This is a genomic window from Paracoccus sp. IB05, from assembly GCF_016405985.1.
Classification (GTDB): domain Bacteria; phylum Pseudomonadota; class Alphaproteobacteria; order Rhodobacterales; family Rhodobacteraceae; genus Pseudogemmobacter.
This window is the reverse complement of the sequence record NZ_JAEFCF010000036.1, coordinates 16989-37907: the sequence shown is the minus strand read 5'-3', so window position 1 is coordinate 37907 and position 20919 is coordinate 16989. Positions and strand designations below refer to the sequence as shown.

The 20919-nt window shown below is 63.9% G+C and carries 21 protein-coding genes; 19 read left to right on the top strand and 2 right to left on the bottom strand.

Annotation, left to right across the window (positions count from 1 at the left end; genetic code table 11):
- Positions 1-41: 41 nt before the first annotated feature.
- The 10 genes from JC607_RS19490 (at position 42) to JC607_RS19445 (ending at position 10114) form a co-directional block, all read left to right on the top strand.
- Complete coding sequence (locus tag JC607_RS19490) at positions 42-1103, top strand: ABC transporter ATP-binding protein (protein ID WP_198838548.1); 1062 nt, start codon at positions 42-44, stop codon at positions 1101-1103.
- Complete coding sequence (locus JC607_RS19485) at positions 1100-2737, top strand: iron ABC transporter permease (protein WP_198838547.1); 1638 nt, start codon at positions 1100-1102, stop codon at positions 2735-2737. The genes JC607_RS19490 and JC607_RS19485 overlap by 4 nt, the downstream gene beginning before the upstream one ends.
- A gap of 71 nt (positions 2738-2808) precedes the next feature.
- A complete protein-coding gene (locus JC607_RS19480; protein WP_198838546.1) occupies positions 2809-3783 on the top strand; it encodes an extracellular solute-binding protein in 975 nt (324 codons plus the stop codon).
- Between the two features lie 385 nt (positions 3784-4168).
- On the top strand, positions 4169-5116 hold the full coding sequence (gene bioB, locus JC607_RS19475) for a biotin synthase BioB (RefSeq protein ID WP_198838545.1): 948 nt from the start codon (positions 4169-4171) through the stop codon (positions 5114-5116).
- Positions 5113-6246 (top strand): 8-amino-7-oxononanoate synthase, encoded by a 1134-nt coding sequence (locus JC607_RS19470; RefSeq protein ID WP_198838544.1) that lies wholly within the window; start codon positions 5113-5115, stop codon positions 6244-6246. Before bioB ends, JC607_RS19470 begins: the two co-directional genes overlap by 4 nt.
- Positions 6243-6860, top strand: a complete 618-nt coding sequence (gene bioD, locus JC607_RS19465; RefSeq protein WP_198838543.1) for a dethiobiotin synthase — start codon at positions 6243-6245, stop codon at positions 6858-6860. Before JC607_RS19470 ends, bioD begins: the two co-directional genes overlap by 4 nt.
- Entirely contained in the window at positions 6860-8128 is a 1269-nt protein-coding gene (bioA, locus tag JC607_RS19460) for an adenosylmethionine--8-amino-7-oxononanoate transaminase (protein ID WP_198838542.1), read from the top strand. Before bioD ends, bioA begins: the two co-directional genes overlap by 1 nt.
- Positions 8128-8721 carry a pimeloyl-ACP methyl esterase BioG family protein gene (locus JC607_RS19455; protein ID WP_198838541.1) on the top strand — a complete coding sequence of 198 codons (594 nt, stop codon included), beginning with the start codon at positions 8128-8130 and terminating at the stop codon, positions 8719-8721. Before bioA ends, JC607_RS19455 begins: the two co-directional genes overlap by 1 nt.
- Complete coding sequence (locus JC607_RS19450) at positions 8718-9449, top strand: methyltransferase domain-containing protein (RefSeq protein WP_198838540.1); 732 nt, start codon at positions 8718-8720, stop codon at positions 9447-9449. Before JC607_RS19455 ends, JC607_RS19450 begins: the two co-directional genes overlap by 4 nt.
- A 62-nt stretch (positions 9450-9511) precedes the next feature.
- Complete coding sequence (locus tag JC607_RS19445) at positions 9512-10114, top strand: GntR family transcriptional regulator (protein ID WP_198838539.1); 603 nt, start codon at positions 9512-9514, stop codon at positions 10112-10114.
- 189 nt (positions 10115-10303) lie between these two features.
- Here the strand turns inward: JC607_RS19445 and JC607_RS19440 are convergent, their stop codons facing one another.
- On the bottom strand, positions 10304-10549 hold the full coding sequence (locus JC607_RS19440) for a hypothetical protein (RefSeq protein WP_198838538.1): 246 nt from the start codon (positions 10547-10549) through the stop codon (positions 10304-10306).
- Positions 10550-11180: 631 nt separating this feature from the next.
- Between JC607_RS19440 and JC607_RS19435 the strand changes: the two genes are divergently transcribed.
- The 9 genes from JC607_RS19435 to JC607_RS19395 all read left to right on the top strand — a co-directional run bounded on the left by JC607_RS19435 (position 11181) and on the right by JC607_RS19395 (position 19920).
- Positions 11181-12158: a LysR family transcriptional regulator gene (locus JC607_RS19435; protein ID WP_198838537.1), complete on the top strand. Its 978-nt coding sequence runs from the start codon at positions 11181-11183 to the stop codon at positions 12156-12158.
- A 158-nt stretch (positions 12159-12316) separates the two neighbouring features.
- Positions 12317-13732: an amidohydrolase family protein gene (locus JC607_RS19430; RefSeq protein WP_198838536.1), complete on the top strand. Its 1416-nt coding sequence runs from the start codon at positions 12317-12319 to the stop codon at positions 13730-13732.
- A gap of 12 nt (positions 13733-13744) precedes the next feature.
- The gene (locus tag JC607_RS19425) at positions 13745-14377 is read left to right on the top strand and encodes a glutathione S-transferase family protein (RefSeq protein ID WP_198838535.1); all 633 of its coding nucleotides are present in this window, start codon (positions 13745-13747) and stop codon (positions 14375-14377) included.
- A 45-nt stretch (positions 14378-14422) separates the two neighbouring features.
- Positions 14423-15427 carry a membrane dipeptidase gene (locus JC607_RS19420; RefSeq protein ID WP_198838534.1) on the top strand — a complete coding sequence of 335 codons (1005 nt, stop codon included), beginning with the start codon at positions 14423-14425 and terminating at the stop codon, positions 15425-15427.
- A gap of 33 nt (positions 15428-15460) precedes the next feature.
- A complete protein-coding gene (locus JC607_RS19415) occupies positions 15461-16492 on the top strand; it encodes an ABC transporter substrate-binding protein (RefSeq protein WP_198838533.1) in 1032 nt (343 codons plus the stop codon).
- Positions 16493-16514: 22 nt separating this feature from the next.
- Positions 16515-17426, top strand: a complete 912-nt coding sequence (locus JC607_RS19410) for an ABC transporter permease (RefSeq protein ID WP_198838532.1) — start codon at positions 16515-16517, stop codon at positions 17424-17426.
- The gene (locus tag JC607_RS19405) at positions 17426-18223 is read left to right on the top strand and encodes an ABC transporter permease (protein ID WP_198838531.1); all 798 of its coding nucleotides are present in this window, start codon (positions 17426-17428) and stop codon (positions 18221-18223) included. Before JC607_RS19410 ends, JC607_RS19405 begins: the two co-directional genes overlap by 1 nt.
- Positions 18220-19290, top strand: coding sequence for an ABC transporter ATP-binding protein (locus JC607_RS19400; protein ID WP_198838530.1), 1071 nt, complete (start codon positions 18220-18222; stop codon positions 19288-19290). Before JC607_RS19405 ends, JC607_RS19400 begins: the two co-directional genes overlap by 4 nt.
- A gap of 66 nt (positions 19291-19356) precedes the next feature.
- Positions 19357-19920: an NAD(P)H oxidoreductase gene (locus JC607_RS19395; protein WP_198838529.1), complete on the top strand. Its 564-nt coding sequence runs from the start codon at positions 19357-19359 to the stop codon at positions 19918-19920.
- Positions 19921-19977: 57 nt separating this feature from the next.
- Here the strand turns inward: JC607_RS19395 and JC607_RS19390 are convergent, their stop codons facing one another.
- Positions 19978-20877 (bottom strand): LysR family transcriptional regulator, encoded by a 900-nt coding sequence (locus JC607_RS19390; RefSeq protein ID WP_233093027.1) that lies wholly within the window; start codon positions 20875-20877, stop codon positions 19978-19980.
- Positions 20878-20919: the final 42 nt, after the last annotated feature.

The following is a 20919-nucleotide window of genomic DNA, read 5'->3' as shown; positions in this document are numbered from 1 at the left end:
GAGACAGGAACAACAGCAAGAACAACAGACAGGGACATCAGATGGGTATCAGGATCGACGATCTTACCGTCAGCTATGGAAAGGAAAACGTGATCTCGGGCCTGAGCCTTGATATCCCCGAGGGCTGTTTCTTCACGCTGCTGGGCCCGTCCGGCTGCGGCAAGACCACGCTCTTGCGCACCATTGCGGGATTTGTGCCGGCGGCGGGGGGCAGTCTGCGCTTTGGCGGGATCGATGTGACCCGGCTGCCACCGCATAAGCGGGCCATCGGCATGGTGTTTCAGGATTATGCGCTGTTTCCCGACAAGACGGTGAACCGCAATGTGGCTTATGGCCTGCATGCGCGGGGCGAACGCGGTCCGGATGTCGCCCGCAAGGTGGCCGAGGCCCTGGAACGGGTCGGCCTGGGCCATCTGGGCGACCGGCACCCGGCGGCGCTGTCGGGCGGCCAGCGGCAGCGTGTGGCGCTGGCCCGCGCGCTTGTCATCAAGCCGGCGGTGCTGCTGATGGACGAGCCGCTGTCCAATCTGGATGCAAAACTGCGCGTCCAGATCCGCGAGACCATCACCGAGCTGCAGCGCGAGGCGAATATCACCACCGTCTTCGTGACCCATGATCAGGAAGAAGCCCTGTCGATGTCGGATCTGATCGGCGTGATGAACAAGGGCGCCATCGAACAGCTTGGCCGCCCGCAGGAGATCTATGCCACGCCGCGCAGCGGCTATGTCGCCGATTTCGTCGGCGCGGCGAACCGGCTGGCGGCACGGTTGCGCCCGGCAGGGGGCGGGCTGGTCGAGGCCGATTTCGGCCAGGGCAGGATCCTTGCCACCGATGCGCGCGAAATACCTGCAGCCGAAGGCCTGCTGATCCTGCGCCCCGAAAGCCTGCATCTTTCCACCGCGCCGGAACAGGGTTTCCAGAACCTGCCCGCCACTGTCAGGTCGCGGCAATATCTGGGATCGAAAACCAGCTACCGGCTTGATCTTGGCAACGGGATCGAGGTGATGGCGGATCTGCATGGCCCGGGCCATGACGGTTTTGCCCCCGGGGCGGCGGTCAGTCTGGGCATCGATGCCTCCGAGGCCCGGGTGATTGCAGCATGACCGCCAGCATCCGCACCCCATGGTTCTGGCTGACGGTGGCGGCGCTGGCACTGCTGTCGCTTTTCGTGCTGTACCCGCTGGCCAATATTCTGACCGCGAGCGTCACCGGCGACGGGCCGAGCGGCTGGGCCCGCCTTTTCGACAACCCCAAATATATGCAGGCCATCGGCAACACATTGCTTTTGGCCACAGCCGTCACCGTCATCGCCACGCTGATCGGCGTGCCGATGGCCTATGTCACCGCCCGCCATACCTTTCCCGGCAAGGGGCTGATCGCGCTGCTGCCGCTGATCACCCTGGTGATCCCCGAAGTGATCGCCGCCCAGACCTGGCTGATGATGCTGGGCAATAACGGGCTCATCACCCGCTCGCTGCGCGAGGTCGGCATCCGTCTGCCCAGCTTCTATGGCTGGTTCGGGCTGATCACCTCGATGAGTTTCATCTATTACACCTATGTCTATATCGGTGTCGTCTCGGCCATCGCCCGTTTCGATGCGCAGCTGGAAGAGGCCGCGCAAAGCCTTGGCACCGCACCGGGCAAGTCGCGGCTGAAGGTGATGCTGCCGGTGATCATGCCCGCCATTCTGGCCTCGGCGCTGCTGGTCTTCACCATGACCGTGGGCAATTTCGCGATCTCGATGATCCTGTCGCATCGCCTGCCGCTTTTGTCGGTCGTGACCTATCAGGCGGCGGTGGCGGAAGGCGCCTCGGACATCACCATGCAATCGACGCTGGCCAGCGTCTCGGTGCTGATCGTGATGGCGGTGCTGTTCGTCAACCGCCGGATCATCCGGCGCGGCAAATATGAAATCGTGCAGGGCCGGGGCGCAAAGCCGCAGCCCTTGCGCGGGATGCGCGGCGCGCTGGTCGCGGCCCTGGCGGGGCTGGTGGTGCTGATCTCGCTTTTGCCGCTGATCTCGATCATCATCGGCGCCTTCACCGCCTCGCGCGGACCGGTGATGCAATGGGGCAGCTGGACACTGGCCAATCTGGAACGGGTCTTCGTCTCCGCGCCGCAGCCTTTGGTCAATTCACTGACCTATGCCGGGATCGCGACCCTCATCTCGATCATCTTCTCGGCCATGGTCAGCTATCTGGTGGTCAAGAAGCCCAATATCCTGACGCCCTTCGTCGATTACGTCTCGGCCATTCCGCTGGCTTTGTCGGGCACGGTGCTGGGGGTGGGGCTGCTGGCCACATTCCATGGCGGCTGGCTGCCGCTCTCGGGGACCGCCACCATCATCGTGCTGGCCTATGTGATCCGCCGGATGCCCTTCGGGATGCGCAACGGGCAGGCGACGCTGCACAATATCCCGAACTCGCTTGAAGAAGCCTCGATCAGCCTTGGCGTTGCGCCGGTCGCGACCTTCTTCAGGGTGGTGCTGCCGGTGATGCTGCCCGCCATCATCTCGGCCGCGATCCTGACCTGGACCACGACGGTGGCCGAGCTGTCGGCCTCGATCCTCGTCTATTCCGGCGGGCGCGAGACGCTGCCGATCCAGGTGTTCCGGCTGATCGATTCCGGGCTGATGGCCTATGCCTCGGCCTATGGGCTGGTGCTTGTGACGGTGATCCTGCTGCCGATCATCATCGCCGCCCGCGTCTTCCGCATCGACGTCTTTGCCCTGCGGTGACCTTGCCGGGGGCGCGGCAATGCGGCCCCGGCCCAGAATATAAATTTCGACAGAAAGGTATGACGATGTTCATGAAATCCACCCCGCTCGCCGCCCTGCTGACCGCCGCGCTGGTGCCGGCAGCCTTCGCTGATCCGGTGCTTTACACCTCGAACCCGGTCCCGGCCTATGAGGCAGTGCAGGCCGCCGTCAGGGAACAGGCAGGTGCCAGTCTTGGCGTGATCACGGGCGGTTCGGGCGTGCTCTTGCGCCGGGTCGAGGCCGAGGCCCCGGCGCCACAGGCCGATGTGTTCTGGTCATCTTCCGCCAATACGCTGGGCGCCTATGAGGGCCTCTTCGAGCCCTATGCCTCGCCCGCGCTCGAGGCGATGCTGCCCGAGCTGCGCTATCCGGGCGATCTGTTCCTGCCGGCAAACCTGCATGTGGTGACGATGCTGGTGAATACCGACCAGCTGGACGGTCAGGCCGCACCGCAGACCTGGGCCGATCTGGCGGATCCGGCCTGGAATGGCCGCATCATCCTGGCCGATCCGGCGAACAGCTCTACCGGCTATACGATCGTCTGGGGCCTGTCGAAGCTCCTGGATGAGGCGACCTACAAGGCGGTGGTGTCGAATATGGTGGTGTCCGGCTCGTCCTCGAATGTGCCGAGAGGTGTGGCGATGGGCGAATATACCGTTGGGCTGACCTATGAGACCAACAGCTACGCCTATATCGATGGCGGGCAGACCGAACTGTTGCTGGTCTATCCGGCGGATGGCACCTTCACTTCGCCGGAATATGCCGCATTGATCAGGAACGCCCCGGCGGGCGAGGCGGCCAAAGCCACCATCGACGCGCTGCTGTCGAAAGACGCGCAGATTGCGCTCCTGAAGGTGGCCTTCCGTCGCCCCAGCCGCACCGACATCACCGTGGCCGATCACGTCGGCCTGCCCGAAATCAGCGACATCAGGACCTTTGCGCTGGATGAGGCCGAGGCGGCAGCAAACCGCGACGCCTTCCTTGCAGACTGGGCGGCGCTGCCCAAAGCCGGTGACGTCGAGTGAGGCAATCACCCGGATCACCACTTGCATGGTGATCCGGGACAGGCCGCGACGGGATGCCAGCCAAAGACGGAGGATGGGGTCAAAGAGCGGATTTTGCGATGGCCCTCCCATCACCGGGCCGTGGCCTGCGGAGCCTGCGGAGCCTGCGATCCAAGGCCGGATGATGGCGCGGTTTGCAGCGCCGCAGAAACACGGGATGCGGATAATATATTATAGACAAAGCGGAAGGACCCTGCCACTCGCGATCCACGCAAATTATGATTTATATATTTGATTTTAAATATTAAAATAAATTCAGCCCTGGGTCGAATAATAGATAGCTTTGCAAATTGAGCGCGCGTCCGGATCCCTGTCTGCTTGATCGCAGCCCTGCCGGAGGACCCCGATGCAAATGCGTGCGAGCTCTGTCTATAATCTGCCCCTGATGGATCTGCTGTTCCGCGCCCAGAGCGTGCATCGGGCAAACTTCGACCCGAACCGCATCCAATGCGCGAAACTCCTGTCGATCAAAACCGGCGGCTGCCCGGAAGACTGCGCCTATTGTGCGCAATCGGCGCGCAACGGGTCGCAGCTCAGCGCCTCGAAAATGATGGAGGTGCAGAAGGTTCTGGCCGAGGCGAAAAAGGCCAAAGACGCCGGGGCGACGCGCTATTGCATGGGCGCCGGGTGGCGCTCGCCGAAAGCGCGCGACATGAAGGCGGTCATCGCCATGGTCGAGGGGGTGAAGGCCCTCGGGCTTGAGACCTGCATGACACTGGGGATGCTGGATGATGCCCAGGTGGTGCAGCTCAGGGCCGCGGGGCTGGACTATTACAACCACAATATCGACACTTCCGAGAGCTTTTACCCCTCGATCATCACCACCCGCAGCTTTGCCGACCGGCTGGAGACGCTGGAGCGGGTCCGCCTGGCCGGGATCAATGTCTGTTCCGGCGGGATCATCGGCATGGGCGAGAGCCCTGAGGACCGGATCGCGATGATCCAGACCCTGGCCGATCTGCCCGAGCCGCCGAAATCCATCCCGATCAACATGTTGATGCCGATGGCAGGCACGCCCCTGGCCGATGTGCCACCGCTTGACCCGATCGAGATGGTGCGCACGATTGCCACCATGCGCATCCTGGCACCGAAATCCTATGTCCGGCTTTCGGCGGGGCGCAGCGCGATGTCGGATGAGCTGCAGGCGATGTGCTTTTTCGCCGGCGCCAATTCGATCTTTGTCGGCGATACGCTGCTGACGGCGGATAATCCCGGCGACAGCAAAGACGCACAGCTTTTCGCAAGGCTCGGCCTGCGCGCCGAAGTGCTGCGCCCCTGTGGGGCGGCGGCGTGAGCCTGTTTCCCCGCCATGCCGAACGGCTTGCGGTCACGGCAGCGCGGGGGCGCGCCCGCGCGCTGCTGCCGGCTCTGGGGCGTGACTTTGCCTCGAATGACTATCTGGGCCTGAGCGCATCCGCCGCCCTCGCCGAAGCGGTGCAGGCGGCCATCGCCCGCGGTGTGCCCGTGGGGTCGGGCGGATCGCGGCTGTTGCGCGGCAATGATCCGGAATTTGCAGCGCTGGAGGCCGAGGCCGCCGATTTCTTCGGCACTGAGTCCTGCCTGTTCATGGGCGGCGGTTTTCAGGCCAATCAGGCGATCTTCTCGGCCCTGCCGATGGCGGATGATCTGGTGCTTTATGATGCAGGGATCCATGCCAGTGTGCATGAGGGGATGCGGCTTGGCCCGGCGCAGAACCAGCAGTTCCGCCATAATGACGCGCAGCATGCTGAGGATCAGATCCGCGACTGGCGCGCCAGAGGCGGCTCGGGGCGGATCTGGATCGCGCTTGAGACGCTCTGTTCGATGGATGGCGATTTCGCGCCACTGGCGGATTTCATATCTCTGGCGCGGGCGTGCGACGCGGTTCTGGTCCTCGATGAGGCCCATGCCACCGGGCTTTACGGGCCGATGGGGCGCGGGCTTGCCGATGTGCCGGACGATGTTGCCTCGGTTGTGGTCCATACCTGCGGCAAGGCGCTCGGGGCCAGCGGCGCGCTGATCTGCGCCGGGCGCATCGTGACCGAGACGCTGATCAACCGCGCGCGCCCCTTTATCTATGCCACCGCCCCCTCGCCGCTGGTTGCGGCAGCGGTGCGCGCGGCGCTTTTGCTGGTGCAGACACGGCCCGCCCTGATCGGGCATGCCGAAACCCTGCGCCTCCATGCCCATCGCGCCGCCAGCAGCGCAGGGCTGAACCTCGGCCGCAGCCAGATCCTGCCTCTGATCCTCGGGGAGGACCACGCGGCGCTCGGGGCCGCGCGTCACCTGCGCGAGGCGGGTTTCGATATTCGCGCCATCCGCCCGCCCACCGTGGCGAAAGGCACCGCGCGCCTGCGCATCTCGATCACCGGCGGGCTGCAAGTCACGGATATTGATGCGCTTTTCACCGCCATTGCGGGAATGAGAATCCGGGGGCCGATATGAGTTCTGCCGTCATCATCACCGGCACCGATACCGGTATCGGCAAGACCGTGTTCAGCGCCGGGCTGACCCTGGCTTTGCAGGCAAGCTATTGGAAACCCGTCCAGGCCGGGCTTGATGAAGAGACCGACAGCGAGACCGTCGCCCGCCTGACCGGCCGCCCCACCCTGCCCGAGGCATATCGGCTGAAGCTCCCCGCTTCGCCGCATCATGCGGCGGCGCGCGAGGGGGTCAGGATCGGCGCGATGCCCCTGCCCAGGATTGACGGCGCTCTGGTGGTCGAGGGGGCGGGCGGGGCGCTGGTGCCGCTGGACGGCAGTTTCCTATACGCCGATCAGATGGCGCAATGGCAGGCCCCGGTGATCTTGGTGGCACGGACCGCACTTGGCACCATCAATCACAGCCTGCTGACGATCGAAGCCCTGCGCGCGCGCCGCCTGCCGCTGCTGGGCATCGTCTTTATCGGCGCGGAAATGCAGGACAGCCAGCAGACCATCAGCCGGATCGCCGCCCTGCCATCCCTCGGCCGGCTGCCGCGCCTGGCGCATGTCACCCGCCCCGCGCTGGAACAGGCCTTTCAGGGCATCGACCTCGGCGCCATAAAGGCCGCGCTGTGATGGAGGATCTGGCCTTTGACCGCAGCCATATCTGGCATCCCTACAGCTCGATTGCGCGGCCGGCGCCACAGCACAGGGTCGAGCGGGCCGAGGGCATCTGGCTGACGCTCGACGATGGCCGGCGGATGATCGACGCCATGTCCTCCTGGTGGTGCGCGGCCTTTGGCCATGCGCCGCCCCCGCTGGTCAAAGCCCTGCAAGACCAGGCGGCACGGCTGCCGCATGTCATGTTCGGCGGGCTGACCCATCAGCCGGCCATCGATCTGAGCCGCCGGCTGACAGCTGTTTTGCCTGAGGGGCTCGACCGGATCTTCTATGCCGACAGTGGCTCGGTGGCGGTGGAGGTGGCGGTGAAACTCGCCATTCAGGTCCAGATCGCTCGTGGCCATCGCAGCCGCACCGCCCTGGCGACCGTGCGCGGCGGCTATCACGGTGACACCTGGAAGGCGATGAGCCTTTGCGATCCCGAGACCGGCATGCACAGCCATTTCGGGCGGGCCATTGCGCCGCAGCACTTCGCCGCCCGCCCGCCAGTGCCCCATGGCGCCGCCTGGCCCGAGGACCCGGCGCTGAACGGGCTGGGCGAGGTCGAGGCGCTGCTATGCCGCCATGACGCAGAGATTGCCGCCTTCATCATCGAACCAGTCGTCCAGGGCGCAGGGGGGATGTATTTCTACCACCCCGCCTATCTCAGGGGCCTGCGGGCGATCTGTGACCGCTATGGCGTGTTGCTGATCTTCGATGAAATCGCCACCGGCTTCAGCCGCACCGGCGCCCCCTTTGCAGCCGATCTGGCAGGGGTCAGGCCCGATATCATGTGCCTTGGCAAGGCACTGACCGGCGGCATGATGAGCCTGGCCGCCACCATTGCCACCGGTGATCTGGCGCGGGAGGCAGGCACTTTGATGCATGGCCCGACCTTTATGGCCAATCCGCTGGCCTGCGCCGTTGCCGCCGCCGCAATGGATCTGTGGCAAAGCGCGGACTGGAGCGCCAGGGCCCGCAGCATCGGCGCGCAGCTGCAGCGTGACCTCGCGCCCGCGGCCGACCTGCCATCGGTTGCGGACCTCCGGGTTCTGGGCGCCATCGGGGTGATCGAGATGAAAGCGCCCCTGCCGATGGACAAGGTGCACCGCTTTTGCGCTGAGACCGGCGTCTGGCTGCGGCCCTTCGGCAGGCTGCTCTATGCCATGCCGCCGCTGACGATCCGCCCGGACGAGCTGACAAAGGTCAGCGCGGCCATGCTTGCCATCGCAAAGGGGCTCTGATGCGGGCGCAATGGCTGCAAAGATCCGGCAGCGAAGATCTGATCCTGTTCTATGGCGGCTGGGCCGTCGGTGCAGCCGCTGTTCAGCACATGCAAGGCGGCGAAGATGTGCTGGCTCTCGACGATTACCGCGATGAAACCCTGCCCGTGGCGTTGCTGCGCCCCTATCGCCGGCTGCATGTGATTGCCTGGTCGATGGGGGTGGCTGTCGCCGCGCGCCATCTGGATCATCTGGCCCCGGCGCGGGCCACCGCCATCTGCGGCGCGCCCGATCCGTGCGCGGCCATCGGCCCCGAGACCTATGACGCCACGGCGGCGTCACTCACCGCAGAGAGCCTGCAGCGCTTCGCCCGCCGCGCCGGGGCCGCTCTGCCGCCACACACAGATATCGACGCCCTCGCGCTGGAACTGCAACATCTTGCCCTGCGCGAGGCCGCCCCCGCCGCCGCATTCACCCATATCATTGCCGGGCGGCGCGACCGTATCTTTCCACAACGCGGAATGGTCGCGGGCTGGCCGGAGCGGCAGATCACCTGGCTCGACTGCGGCCATAATCCCTTTCCCCTCTGGCGGGACTGGAGCGAGTTCAGATGATGATGGCGCGGATCGCGGCGGAGTTTTCCCGCCATCATCACAGCTACGAAGGGGCGGCGCTGGCGCAGGCCCGGATCGCCGGACGCCTGGCCGAAGGCATCTTCTCCCATATCAGCACCGCCCGCAGGGTGCTGGAACTGGGCCATGGCACCGGCCTTCTGACACGGCAACTTGCGCGCCTGTGCCCCGAGGACATCTGGCTGAATGATCTTGTCGCCCCGCTGCCGCAGCTGGCCTGGCCGGGGCATGGGCGGGTATATCCTCTGCCCGGAGACGCCGCCGCCTGTGATTTCCCGCGCGATCTGGATCTGCTCGCCAGCGCCTCGATGCTGCAATGGATCGCCGATCCGCGCGCCTTGCTGGCCAAAGCGGGGCAGGCCCTGCGCCCCGCGGGCCTGCTGGCGCTGTCAGGCTTTGGCCCCGACAATTTCCCCGAATTTTCCGGCTGGGGCCTGCCCCGGGGGGCGCCCTCCTATCTAAACGCTGCCGGCATATGTGATGCCCTGCCCGCCGCGATGGAGGTTCTTGTCTTCCGCGATGAGGCCATCACCCTGCAGTTCGAAAGCGCCGAAGATCTTTTTGCGCATCTGCGCGCCAGCGGCGTGAACGGCTTTGCCGCAGGGCGGCTTGCGCCGGGCCGGCTGCGCGGCCTGCTGCGAGAGATCAACGCGGCAGGGCCGCCCACTTTGACCTATCGCCCGTCTTATTGTATTGCCCGCAGATCATAGACGGCCCTTTACGGCGCCCGCCTCGCTCTTTCCCTCCGTCCCCACCAAGGTTGATCGACGTCATGCCAGCCGTCCCAACGCCACAGCTGATCGCGGATGAACTGGCAAGACGCATCATCCGTGGCGAGCTGATGGCGGGTGAAAAGCTCCGACAGGATTATCTCGCCGCCGAATTCGGTGCCAGCCATGTCCCTGTGCGGGAGGCGCTGCTGAAACTGGTCGCGCGCGGCCTGGTCGTGTCACAGCACAACAGGGGAATGCAGGTTGCGCCACTTGACCCTATGGCGCAAAGGGAGCTGAAGCTGATGCGGCTGGCGCTCGAGCCGCTGACCTTGCTTCATTCCGTGCCCAATCTCACCCCCGGCCAGGTGCGCGAGGCCGACGCCCTGCGCCAGGCCTGTGACCAGGCGCAGAATATCTTTGACTGGGAAGAGCTTAACCGCGCCTTCCATATGAAGATCTATGAGGCCTGCGAGATGCCCCGGCTGCTGGAAGCGGTCGAGAGTATGCAAAATCTGGCGGCGCGCTATATCCTTGTCCATTACAGCAAACGGTGGAAACCGCGCGTCGACAATGATCATTATGGTATCATGGTCGCCATCCGCCGCCATGATACCAAAGCTGCTTCAGCCATTCTCGAACGTCACCTGAACCGGTTGAACTGATCGCCCTGACCTGTCTCGAGGAAGACGGCCATGCGGCGGCAACACCCTGGCGGGAACGGCTTTGCCACAGCGCAATCGGCCGGGACGGTCACGAAACTGCGCTCAGGAAGGCCGCTGCTGGCGGGCTGGAAACGCTGCACGGTGCCAAACCCGAGCCGGTTGCCGATCCGGGACATCAGGTTCGGGAGATCAGGTCCGGAAGCTCATCCCCGGCCCGCCCCTAGGCCTTGCCGATCTGCTCGGGGCCGATGGCCCGGTCATTGTGGCGGTGAGGCGCAGCCCGTCGATCCCTTTGAGGAATGAAGCCGGGATCCGGTCCCGGTCGCGCATTGCGCGGGCGAAACTCACATCGACCACCACGACCGGGCGGTCCACGCGCTGCAGTTCCGGCGGGACGGCGCGCGCCTCCATCCGGGCCGATGCCAGTTGTGGCAAAGCCGCAGGAGCAGCCGGTCGAGCACGCCCATGACATCCGCCATCAGCCCGCCTGAAGGGGCACGGGCGCAGCCCCGAACCAGTCATCCCACCCGCAGGCGGCCCATAAGGCGCTTCCGGGCGAGGTTTCGCGGAGGGGGTTCTCAGTGACGGGTCCTGTTCATTTGTGACCCTTCTTCTCATGGCCACCGGTTTTCTGGTTTCCGGCCTTCCTTACATGGCACCTTCCCCATTGCCCGTAGTAGCGGCGCCCTTCATTGCGGGCGCCAGGCTGATGACAGATCGTCACCGCGCTGTGGCGGCGGGCGTGCTGACGCCTCCGACTATACCGGGCGTTTCTGCTAGCCGCTCAGACGGCACGTGAAACCGGCAGCAGATCACTGCTGCTTTCCCCGCCGCATGAGAAACCTGTCACCGGCGCTGCTGACCCGCTCAGATCGGGTCCAACTTTGCGATATGGGGAACCTTTAGCAGGTTAACCCTATGCAAGCGAAGAAGAAGAGAACATGGTTCCGATACCCCAGGTAGTTGGCGCCCGGATCCAGTCTTATAGTCAGCGACTTCACCGGGCCTGCCAGAATTTCTGTGCCCCCGCCCATCTCATATTCTGCCGCAAGGGAGTTGATGATATATGGATCTGCGTCAGCTTAGATATTTCGTCGCCGTCGCAGAGGAACTGCATTTCCGCAATGCAGCGCAAAAACTGCATATCTCGCAACCGCCCTTGTCACAGCAGATCCGCCAGCTTGAGGACTATGTCGGACAGGCGCTGTTCAACCGCGATACCAAAGGCGTCAGACTGACCCCGGCAGGGCGCCGGCTCCTTCCCCATGCGCGGCGCGCGCTCAAAGCCGCCGAAATCGCTTTCGGTGCCGTGCAGCGTGCCGAAGGCGAGACGCTCCGCCTCGGCTTTGTCAGCTCGTCCTCGGTGCTGCTGCCGGCGATCCTGAAAGGGTTCCGCGAATCCTGGCCCGAAACCGAGCTTCGTCTGACCGAGGCGAATTCGGTGCGCCAGGGCGAGATGCTGCTGGAGGGCGAACTGGATGTCGCTCTGATCCGCGGCCCCTGGCGCGCGCCGGGTTTTGTAACGGAAGAAGTGTCGGTTGACCGTCTCGTCCTCGTGCTGGCCGAGGATCATCCCCGGGTCGGTGATCCGACGCTGCGCCTGGCGGATCTGGCCATTGAACCCTTTGTCTTCTTTTCGCGCGATATTGGACCAGGCTATTTCGATGCTGTCATGGGGGCCTGCATGACGGCCGGTTTCTCGCCCGAAGTGTCGCAGGTTGTGGGCTCCACCCTGACAATGGTCGCACTGGTCTCGGCCGGTTGCGGCTACAGCCTCGTCCCGGAAAGCGTGGCCTCCGTGACGAGGGGGGTCGCGGTCCTGTGCCCGCCCGATCTGACCGCTGTCAGCACGCTGCACGCGGTTTTCCCAGAGACGGCCGCCAGCAGCCCGGCTGTCATGTCAATCATAGAAGCGATCCGCGATCAGGCGCCAGACCGGGCCCTTGCCCGCACAGTGGCCGTCAGTGCCGGAAAACCTCCCCGCGAAAGCTCCGGTAAGGCGGGCCAGGCCCAGGCCGCAAAACTGCCGGCGGGGATGATCTGATCATGGCCGGGTCCCCTCCTGACGCTATTGATACGAAATATCTATCAACAAAGTCGTAATAAGTATTTGAGCGGTAAGGCTGACCCTTTATGATTGAGGAGAACCGGCGCGCCTGCCTGAGGGGTGCCACAGGAAACAGCCTTAGCGGAGCCTATGTCATGGAGCAGCTGCCTGTCGATAGTCTGATCCGCAACGGCTTTGTCATCACCATGGATTCCGGCCGGCGCTGCCTGCCAAACGGGGCGATCGCGATCAATGGCGGGCGTATCGTTGATGTCGGACCGGAGGCGGAGATCCTTGCCCGCTACCGGTCAGATCAGGTGATCGACGCCAAAGGCGGTACGGTTCATCCCGGCTTCATCGACACCCATGTGCATTTCATGAACACCGCCCGGGGGGCGCTGCCGGATACGCTGGAAACCGGCACGATGATGAATGTGCTGCGCCAGTGGTGGGATCTCTCTGACCTTGCCGACGAGCGCGCGGCAACAATGCTCAACTGCCTTGAAATGCTGTCGAATGGCACGACCTGCTTTCTTGAGGCCGGAACGCTGAAATATGCCGATGCTGCCGCCGAAGCCGCCGCAGAGCTGGGCATCAGGGGGTTTATCGGGGATCCGTTCCTGTGGGATCTGCCGATCAGCGATGGCGTTTACGATATGTCACGCGCCGCGCGCGATCTGGACCGCAGCCTTGATCTGCTTGGCGGGCAGCTGAAGCGCAATACGGCGGCGAAAGAGCCGCTGATCCGCGGCTGTGTCGTGGTTTTCGGGCTTGGTTCGACCTCGGACGAACTGCTTCAGGCGGCAAAATCGGTGGCGGATGCAAATGGCGTGATCCTGACCATGCATCAGTCTTTTGACCATCATGATGCCGGGGCTGATGCTGCGCGCCTGGGGAAACGGGCGATCTGCCATTATGCAGATCACGGTTTGCTGGGCGGGAATATGACCTTCAGCCATATGAACGACCTCGATCCCGATGAGGTGAAGCTGGCGGCAGAAGCCGGGGTGACAGCGGTCTGGTGCCCGGTGACCTCGATGAATCTGGGGGCTCAGGCGGCAAAACATGCAAGACATCTCGAGATGCGCCGCCACGGTGCCAATGTTTCGCTCGCCAGCGACGGCGTTGCCTCCGGCTGCCGCTATGATGTCGGATTTCAGGGGCTTGTGGCGCTGCTGGGCACCCGCGCCAAGGGTGACGGCCAGCAGATGACCGCGATGGATGTGCTGGAACTGGCCACCATCGGCGGCGCGAAGGCGGTGGGAATGGCAGCCGATCTCGGCTCGCTGGAGCCGGGGAAATACGCCGATATCGTCATCCGCAGCACCGATCTGCCCGAGGCCCACCCCTGGTCTGACCCGGTCCAGTCGCTGGTCTATAATTGCGGCTCGAAATCGGTCGACAGGGTGATCGTCAACGGCGTCCTTGTCTGGGCGGACGGTCATCCGCAACTGGTCGACGCCGCGAAAGCCTATGACGAGGCGCGGCGTTCGCATCTGCGGATGCTGGAGCGCCTCGATATGAAACCGCGATGGCAGGCCGACCCGCCGCAGAACACCGGCCTGAGCTGAGGACATACCAGAATGTACAAACTCTATTATGCGCCGGGACTTGCGAGTCTCGCGCCCCATTTTGTGCTGAACGAAATCGGGGTGCCCTATGAGCTGATCCTCGTCGACCGCAAGAAGGGCGCGCATCAAAGCGCGGACTATCTGGCGCTGAACCCGAATGGAAGAATTCCGACGCTGGTCGATGGCGATCTGACGCTGTTCGAGGCGGCGGCGATCTGCCTGCATCTGGCAGACCGCCATCCAGAGGCGGGTCTGATCGCCGCGCCCGGAAGCCACGAGCGCGCTTTGACCTATCAATGGCTGACCTTTCTCACGAATACGGTCCAGGTGGATTTCTGGCAGTATTACCGCCCCGAATTCTATGTGCCGCCCGAAGACGAGCCTGCCTATCGGGCGAGGATGGAGGCGCATCTTCTGCGCCATCTGGCCGTGCTGGACGCGGCCTTGCAGGGGCGGAACGCGCTTGCCGGTGAACAGCCTTCGATTGCCGATTTCTACCTGCTGCTCCTCGGGCGCTGGTGCCGCCTGCTGTCAAAGCCCACCCGCAGCTTCCCCGACCTGGCCCGCCATCTCGACACTCTGGTCGAGCGCCCCGCGATCCAGCGCAGTTTTGCGGCGGAATCCATCACCGCCCCTTTCTTCTGACACTTTCAAATCCTGACCCGCAAATCCTGACACGACGAGGCAACCATGTCCGAACTCACCCCCCAAAAGCGCCGCATCCTGATCGACGGATTGCAGGCCGATGAATGCGATGTCGAGGTTTTTCAGGAATGGAACCGGGGCGGAGTGTCCTGTGTTCATACGACCTGCATGAACTACACCTTCGACAATACCCGTGACGCGCTTTCCGCCCTGTCGCGCTGGCGGCGCGCCTTCCGGCATCATACCGACCTGATCGAACAGGCCCGCACCGCAGATGACATCACCCGGATCGCCGAAAGTGGCCGCACCGCCGTCATCCTCGGTTTCCAGAACACCCTGCCGCTGGAAGATGACCTGGCGCTGGTCGAGATCTTCTATGATCTGGGCATCCGCTGCCTGCAAATGAGCTATAACCACCAGGGTCTTGCGGGCTCCGGCTGCCTTGAGCCGAATGACAGCGGGCTGTCGCTTTACGGCAGGAAGATCATCTCTGAAATGAACCGGCTCGGGATGATCGTCGATGTGTCGCATTGCGGTTTGCGCACCACGCTGGACAGTATCGAGCATTCGAGCCAGCCGATTGCCGTCACCCATTCCAACCCGTCAAGCTTCGGCACGAAATACGGCCATAAGTTCGAGCTGACCCACCGGCTGAAATCCGACGATGTGCTCAAGAAGGTGGCCGAAACCGGCGGCATGTTCGGGATGGTGTTGTTCCCCGCGATGCTTCCCGGCGGGATCGACTGCAAGCTGGAGACCTTTATCGATATGGTCGAACATGCCGCGTCTGTGGTTGGCCATAAATCGCTGGGGCTTGGCACTGATTTCGTCTGGCGTCGTCCGCTGTCCTATATCCGCCAGGTCCGGACCGGGCGGTCGACCTATGACTGGGCGCCGGTGGTGCCGCCGGTCTGGCCGGAGTGGATGCGCACGCCCGCCGATCTGCCGCGCCTTGCCGATGAGCTTGCGCGCCGCAAATGGACCGAGGAGCAGATCGACGATTTCCTCGGCCAGAACTGGCTGGATTACTATCGCCGGATCCTTGGCTGATTTCCCCTCATAGCGAAAACAGGACAGAAACCCATGATAAACCGACGTTCTCTCCTTGCCGCTCTCGGCTCGGGCACCGCACTGGCCCTGATCGGCGCGCGCAGCGCCCTGGCCGATGGGAAAGTGGTCAATTTCATCAGCTGGGGCGGCACCACCCAGGCCGCGCAGGAAGAGGCCTGGATCGGCCCCTTCACCGAGGCGACTGGGATCAAAGTCGCCCCGGGCGGCCCCTCGGATTACGGCAAGCTTCAGGCAATGGTCGAGGCCGGCAATGTCACCTGGGACGTGGTAGATGTCGAACATGACTTCGGCGTCTTTGCCGGCAATGCGGGGCTGCTGGAGAAACTGGATTTCTCGATCATCGACCGCGACTCGCATGATCCGCGCTTTGTGACCGATTACACCATCGGCAGCTATGTCTCGACCCATGTGCTCGGCTTTGTCAAAGACAGCTTCGATACCGAGCCCGCAGGCTGGGCGGATCTTTTTGATCTCGAAAAATTCCCCGGCAAGCGCGCCTATTACAAATGGGTCGGGCCGGGCCTGCTGGAGGTGCCACTGCTGGCAGATGGCGTGAAGCCCGAAGACCTTTACCCACTCGATCTGGACCGCGCGTTCAAGAAACTCGACGAGATCAAGTCGCAGATCGTCTGGTACAGCAGCGGCGCGGAATCGCAGCAGCTGGTCGCCTCGGGCGAGACAAAGATCGGGATGCTCTGGAGCGGGCGTCTCTGGTCGCTGATCCAGGACGGGCTGGATATCGGCATCTCCTGGGATCAGAACCTGGTCGCGGCCGATGTGCTGGTCGTGCCCAAAGGCACGCCGAACAAAGAGGCGGCGATGCGCTTTCTTGCCTATGCGGGCAGCGCGGAAGGCCAGGCCCGTATGGCCAATCTCTCGGCCTATGGACCGACCAATCCCGGCGCGATCCCCGAGCTGAAGGCCGAGATCCTGCCCTATCAGCCCAGCGAACATGCGGCGCAGAATGTGCCGCTGGACATCGCCTGGTGGGCCGCAAATCGCGACGCCATCAGCGCGCGCTGGTATGAGTGGCAGGCCGGCTGATCCGTCATGAGGGGAAGAACAGATGCAGACAGGCCCTGATAAGACCCGCTCCGTACAGCTGCCCGGCCCTGCCCCACGGGGCTGGCGCGCGGCGCTGCGCGCAAGGCTTGAGGGAGCGACCGCGACGCTTGCGATCCCGGCGCTGCTTCTGGTTCTGTTTTTCTTCCTCCTGCCGGTCGCGCTTTTGCTGGCCAGAAGCATTCTGGAGCCCGAAGCCGGGCTCGGGAATTATGCCGAATTGCTGCAATCCGGGGCCTATCGCACGGTTTTGCTCAACACATTCACCATCGCATCGGTGGTGACCGTGGTGACGGTGCTGATCGGCTTTCCCGTCGCCTGGCTGATCGCGGTTTCAAACCGGTTCTGGGGCATGGCTCTTCTGGGGCTGATCTTCATTTCGATGTGGACCAGCCTGCTGACGCGCAGCTTCGCCTGGCTGATCCTGTTGCAGTCGAATGGGGTGATCAACCGGATGCTGAAAGGGCTTGGCCTCATCTCGGAGCCGCTGAGCCTTGTCAACAACATGACCGGGGTCGTGATCGGGATGACCTATATCCTGCTGCCTTTCGTGATCTTTCCCCTGCTCAGCACCATGCGCGCGATTGAGCCGGGGCTGTTGCGGGCCGCCGCGCTGTGCGGCGCAAACCGATGGCAGTGCTTTTTGCATGTCTTCCTGCCGGCCTGCGTGCCGGGGATCGCAGCAGGCGCCCTGATGGTCTTTGTCATGTCGCTGGGCTATTTCATCACGCCTGTGATGCTGGGCGGCAGTTCAACCATGATGCTGGCCGAGCTGATCGTGCATCTGGTGCAATCCCTGCTTCGCTGGGGTCTGGGCGCAGCGGCAGCCTTCATCCTCTTTGCCATCACGCTTGCGGCCTATGCCTTGCAACTGCGCCTGTTCGACCCGCTGCGCTCCGCAAAGGGAGGCCGCTGATGTTATTGGATTTCCGTCATCTCGGCGCCCTCCGCTGGGTCCTGGTTGCGATCGGGCTTCTGGTGGCCGGTTTCCTGCTGCTGCCGGTCGTTTTCATTGTGCTCCTGTCCTTCGGATCGTCGCGCTGGCTGATCTTCCCGCCGCCGGGATGGACACTGAAATGGTATGAGGCGTTTTTCGCCGATCCCGGCTGGTTCGCGGCCTTGGGCGCCAGCCTCCGGGTCGGTCTCGCGGCGGCGGTGATTGCGGTGGTCTTCGGGCTGGGCGCAGCACTTGCGATGAGCCGTGGCAGGCTGCGCGGGGCCTGGTGGCTGCATATGCTGCTGCTGATGCCGATGGTGCTGCCGGTGGTGGTGCTGGCCGTGGGGATCTATTCTCTCGCGCTGCGGGCCGGGCTGAATGACACATTCATCGGCTTCGTGCTGTCCCATGCCATCGTGGCCCTGCCCTTCACCGTGATCATCCTTGTGAATGGGCTGAACAGCTTTGATCCCTCGCTTGAGGATGCCGCCGTCCTCTGCGGCGCCAGCCGCTGGCGGGCGCGGCTGCATGTGACCTTTCCGTCCATTCGTCTCAGCATCATCACAGCGGTGATCTTCGCCTTCCTGATTTCCTGGGACGAGATCGTCATCTCGATCTTCATGGCGGGCCCGAACCTGCAAACCCTGCCGGTCAAGCTCTGGACCACCCTGCGCCAGGATCTGACGCCGGTGATCGCGGTGGCCTCGACGATGGTGCTGGCCTTTTCACTGATCCTGCTGCTGATCGCGGCAATCCTGACCCGGAGGGGCAGATGACAGCCTGGCTTTCAATTGACGCGCTCAGCAAATCTTTTGGCCAAAGCATCGCCGTGCGCGATGTCAGCCTCGAGATCGGACGCGGCGAATTCGTCACTTTTCTGGGCCCGTCCGGCTCGGGCAAATCGACACTGCTCTATATGATCGCAGGGCTTGAAACACCCAGCACCGGGGATATCCGGCTTGCGGGTGACTCGCTGCTTCCGGTGGCGCCGAACCTGCGCAATATCGGGATGGTCTTCCAGAGATACACGCTGATCCCGCATCTGACTGTCGCCGAAAACATCGCCTTTCCGATGAAGATGCGCAAATGGGACCGGCAGCGGCAAAAGCGGCGGCTCGAGGAAATGCTGGCGCTTGTGCGGCTGGAGGAATTCGCGGATCGCCGGCCGAATGCCCTCTCGGGCGGGCAGCAGCAAAGGGTCGCCCTGGCGCGCGCCCTGGCCTACGAGCCGGAGATGCTTCTGATGGATGAACCGCTGGCCGCGCTGGATCAGAGCCTGAAACTGGATCTGCAGCGCGAGATCAGACGGATCCATGACAGCACCGGCGCCACGATCCTTTACGTCACCCATGATCAGGAAGAGGCGATGCGGCTTTCTGATCGCATCGCGGTCTTTCACAACGGCACGGTCGAACAGTTCGCCACGCCCGGAGAGATCTACCAGAAGCCAGGCAGCGCCTTTGTCGCGGGCTTTGTCGGGCATTCGAACCTTCTGCCGGCAGAGATGTTTGACGAGGCGCACCCTGCTGTCGCCCTGGCGGGTGGGGATTCCACCGGAACGCCGGGCCTTCAGCCCGGCAAAGGCGCGGCCCTGTTCCGGCCCGAGGATTTCACCGTTCTGCGCAGCGACACCGGAACCGCCGCCCTGACGGCCGCCCAGACCGGCACCATTACCGGCACCATTACCGACATCGTGTTCCTGGGGCCGGTCGTCGAAATCCTGGTGCGCCTCGCATCCGGTGCCCGAATTCTGGTGCGGCAGGCGCCTGACCTGACCGCGGATCTGCGTCCGGGAGACCAGGTCTCTCTCCGCATCCTGCGTCAGCCCTGGATTCTGCCCTGAGCGATCAGGCGCGCTGCCGGAACCGGCCGGGCCGGATGACGCATCACAAAAGTATGGAGGCCCGATTTGAACGTCCTGGTTGTTTTCGATCATCCGCGCCGGAATTCGTTTTGTGGCGCGGTTCTGGACCGCTTTGTCGCCGGCCTGCAAGAGGCTGGGCACCAGGCCGAAATCGCGGATCTGCGCGCAGAAGGCTTTGATCCGCGCCTTGGCGTCGAGGACGAGCCCGATCGTGATACGCCCGGCAAGATCTACAGCCCCGCCGTTCTGGCTGAGCAGGAGCGGGTCACGAGAAACGACGCGCTCGCCTTCGTGTTCCCGGTCTGGTGGTGGTCGCTGCCGGCCACGAGCAAGGGCTGGATCGACCGGGTCTGGAACCGTGACTGGGCCTATGGCGAGCGCAGGCTGGCGCATCAGAAGGCCCTGCTGATCGGCCTCGCCGCCGCCGATGCCGGGCAATACGCAAAGCGCAGCTATGACAGCGCCATGCAGACGCAGCTGGTGCAGGGCGTCCTCAATTATTGCGGCATAGCGGAGGCCTCTCTGGAGCTTCTGCATGGCAGTACAGGGTCAGAAAGCGCGCGCACCGGCCTGCTGGAACGGGCCGCGAAGCTTGGCCGGACGTTCTGAATCCCATACCGGCAAGGGCCCGGCCCGTGCGTCAGGCGCGAGGGTCAGTCGCGAGGGTCAGACCCGCTGACCGCTGGCAAACTGCTGCGCCGCCCAGTCGATGAACAATCGCACCCGGGGCGACAGCTGCCGGTTGGTGGGATAGAGAAGCGAAACCGGTAGGGGTGGCGGCAGGCTGGCTGGCAGCGCCTCGATCAGCTCGCCGGCAGCCATCGCGGCTTCGGCATGGTAATGCGGCACCTGGATCAATCCGAGGCCCAGCCTGGCGGCCGCCACATAGCTTTCGGCGGCATTGACGGTAAGCGTTGTCGGCAGGATCACCTCGCGCACCTTGCCGCCAACCGAAAACTCCAACGGCAGCAGCCGCCCGGTGGCCGTCGAGTGAAATCCGATCATGCGATGGCCGCCGGCAAGGGCGTCGACATCAGCGGGATTGCCGAAGCGGGCCAGATAATCCGGTGAGGCAAGCGTGACCTCTGGCAGAGTTGCGAGACGGCGCAGGATCATTTCGCTGTCCTGCGGCTGACCGACACGCAGCACGCAATCGATCCCCTCGCGCACAAGATCTGCCAGCCGGTCGCCCTCGCTCATGTAAAGCGCGATCCCGGGATAGCGCTCCAGAAACTGCGGCAGCGCCGGCAGAATGAAGTGGCGTGCCAATGTGCCATGCACATCCACGCGCAGCGGTCCTTCTGGCGTTGCACCGGCGAAGGCCCCTTCGGCATTCTCGACATCGGCGAGAATGGTGATGCAGCGCCGGTAATATGCCTCGCCGTCGAGGGTCGGCCGCACGCTGCGCGTCGTGCGCTGAAGCAGCCGCGCTCCGAGGCGGTCTTCCATCTGCCGGATCACCTGGGTCGCGGTGGAGCGCGGAATGTCGAGATCAAAAGCCGCCTCAGTGAAGCTCCGTCTTTCGACGACCCGCGTGAAGAGCCGCATCGCGTCCAGTCGGTCCATGATCTCTGCTCTGTTTCCCGCGCGGGTGCTGCGAAAGCCGGC

Coding starts and splice junctions, on each gene's coding strand:
- JC607_RS19490 (WP_198838548.1), top strand. CDS start 42: ATGGGTATCAGGATCGACGATCTTACCGTCAGCTATGGAAAGGAAAAC.
- JC607_RS19485 (WP_198838547.1), top strand. CDS start 1,100: ATGACCGCCAGCATCCGCACCCCATGGTTCTGGCTGACGGTGGCGGCG.
- JC607_RS19480 (WP_198838546.1), top strand. CDS start 2,809: ATGAAATCCACCCCGCTCGCCGCCCTGCTGACCGCCGCGCTGGTGCCG.
- bioB (WP_198838545.1), top strand. CDS start 4,169: ATGCAAATGCGTGCGAGCTCTGTCTATAATCTGCCCCTGATGGATCTG.
- bioD (WP_198838543.1), top strand. CDS start 6,243: ATGAGTTCTGCCGTCATCATCACCGGCACCGATACCGGTATCGGCAAG.
- bioA (WP_198838542.1), top strand. CDS start 6,860: ATGGAGGATCTGGCCTTTGACCGCAGCCATATCTGGCATCCCTACAGC.
- JC607_RS19455 (WP_198838541.1), top strand. CDS start 8,128: ATGCGGGCGCAATGGCTGCAAAGATCCGGCAGCGAAGATCTGATCCTG.
- JC607_RS19450 (WP_198838540.1), top strand. CDS start 8,718: ATGATGATGGCGCGGATCGCGGCGGAGTTTTCCCGCCATCATCACAGC.
- JC607_RS19445 (WP_198838539.1), top strand. CDS start 9,512: ATGCCAGCCGTCCCAACGCCACAGCTGATCGCGGATGAACTGGCAAGA.
- JC607_RS19435 (WP_198838537.1), top strand. CDS start 11,181: ATGGATCTGCGTCAGCTTAGATATTTCGTCGCCGTCGCAGAGGAACTG.
- JC607_RS19430 (WP_198838536.1), top strand. CDS start 12,317: ATGGAGCAGCTGCCTGTCGATAGTCTGATCCGCAACGGCTTTGTCATC.
- JC607_RS19425 (WP_198838535.1), top strand. CDS start 13,745: ATGTACAAACTCTATTATGCGCCGGGACTTGCGAGTCTCGCGCCCCAT.
- JC607_RS19420 (WP_198838534.1), top strand. CDS start 14,423: ATGTCCGAACTCACCCCCCAAAAGCGCCGCATCCTGATCGACGGATTG.
- JC607_RS19415 (WP_198838533.1), top strand. CDS start 15,461: ATGATAAACCGACGTTCTCTCCTTGCCGCTCTCGGCTCGGGCACCGCA.
- JC607_RS19410 (WP_198838532.1), top strand. CDS start 16,515: ATGCAGACAGGCCCTGATAAGACCCGCTCCGTACAGCTGCCCGGCCCT.
- JC607_RS19405 (WP_198838531.1), top strand. CDS start 17,426: ATGTTATTGGATTTCCGTCATCTCGGCGCCCTCCGCTGGGTCCTGGTT.
- JC607_RS19400 (WP_198838530.1), top strand. CDS start 18,220: ATGACAGCCTGGCTTTCAATTGACGCGCTCAGCAAATCTTTTGGCCAA.
- JC607_RS19390 (WP_233093027.1), bottom strand. CDS start 20,877: ATGGACCGACTGGACGCGATGCGGCTCTTCACGCGGGTCGTCGAAAGA.